The organism is Chitinophaga sp. (assembly GCF_035564935.1).
In the GTDB taxonomy this organism is placed as follows: Bacteria; Bacteroidota; Bacteroidia; order Chitinophagales; family Chitinophagaceae; genus Chitinophaga.
Genome location: NZ_DATMTE010000095.1, coordinates 1 through 1,536 on the forward strand (window position 1 = coordinate 1; position 1,536 = coordinate 1,536).

The window sequence follows — 1,536 nt, forward strand, 5'->3', positions numbered from 1 at the left end:
GAGAAGGGCTACACCGGTACTTCTTTGAATGATATGACCAATGCCACCGGGTTAACAAAGGGCAGTATTTACGGCAACTTCGCCAACAAAGACGAAGTAGCCCTGGCCTGCTTCGACTACAACCTGAAAAAGGTAGGCAGCATTATCCGGCAGGAAATGGATAAAAAAGATACCTGCAGGGATAAGCTGCTGGTATATGTGCATGTATATGAAAACTTCCTGAAACACCCGTTTCCTGCGGGCGGATGTCCTATTCTCAATACAGCTATTGAGGCGGATGATACCCATCCTTTACTGAAACAAAAAGCAGTGGATGCTCTCCATACCTGGAAGGGGATCATTACCGGCCTGATCACCAAAGGCATAGCGGCAGGGGAATTCAGCGAAGACGTGAATACGGAGCAGGTGGCGCTCACCATGATTGCCACTATTGAAGGCTGCATCATGATTGCCAAGCTAACCGGTAAAATGAATTACCGTAACAGTATTATGCAGTCTGTAGAAAAAATGATCAACGAATTATAATACTATTTTTTTCTTTATAAATATACCGTTCGGTATATAAAAAAACAAAACAAAATGAAAACAACAGGAAACACCGTACTTATTACCGGTGGCAGCGCAGGCATTGGGTTAGAAATAGCCCGGCAATTATCCCAACAGGGTAACCAGGTGATCATTACCGGCAGGGACGCCACCCGCCTGGAAAAGGCCGTTCAGCAACTGCCCGGCGTGAAAGGCATTGTGAGCGATGTAACCAGCGATAAAGCAGTGGCCCAACTGGTAGCCACCCTGCAGGAAGAATACCCGTCATTAAATATCCTGGTCAATAATGCAGGCCGCGCCTTTGCTTACGAGTTGTCTGAAAACGCCAATGCAGCCGGAAAAGCAGCAGAAGAAATGGATACCAACTTTTTTGCGGTACTGCGTCTTACCGAAAAATTGCTGCCCATACTTAACCGGCAGCCGGAAGCCGCCATTGTAAACGTTACTTCCATTGTGGCTTTTGCACCCGGCGCGCGGATAGCCACTTACTCCGCTACCAAAGCCGCCCTGCGCTCTTACACGCATTCTATGCGCGTTACCTTTCCCAAACTGCACATCTTTGAACTGATGCCTCCCCTGGTAAATACCGATTTCTCCCAGGAAATAGGCGGCGCCAACGGTATTCCGCCATCACAGGTGGCTGCGGAACTGCTCGCAGCACTCGGCAAAAATGAATACGAGATCCGCGTAGGCGATACGGAACAGATCTACCAGTTATCACGCACCTCCACCGCAGCCGCATTGGAAGCAATGAACAGCAGGGAGCATTAAAAAATTTATCCATAAATATACCAACCGGTATATTAAATAACGGCAATGAAACGTACAGTACTGATCCTGGTGGTGATCACAGCGGCTATCATGGAATTGATAGATACCTCCATTGTAAACGTAGCCTTATCACATATGAGCGGCAACCTGGGCTCCACGCTGGAAGATACCTCCTGGGTCATTACTGCCTACGCCATTGCCAACGTGATCATTATAGAT

General features: G+C 47.9%; 2 protein-coding genes and 1 pseudogene. All 3 read left to right on the top strand.

Annotation, left to right across the window (positions count from 1 at the left end):
• Nucleotides 1-525 (top strand): TetR/AcrR family transcriptional regulator (locus VN105_RS02670; protein ID WP_325637657.1); only part of this gene is annotated, 525 nt, incomplete at its 5' end.
• Nucleotides 526-579: 54 nt separating this feature from the next.
• The gene (locus tag VN105_RS02675; protein WP_325637659.1) at nt 580-1,317 is read left to right on the top strand and encodes an SDR family oxidoreductase; all 738 of its coding nucleotides are present in this window, start codon (nt 580-582) and stop codon (nt 1,315-1,317) included.
• A gap of 45 nt (nt 1,318-1,362) precedes the next feature.
• Nucleotides 1,363-1,536 (top strand): annotated as a pseudogene (locus VN105_RS29720) (MFS transporter); the annotation flags it as partial.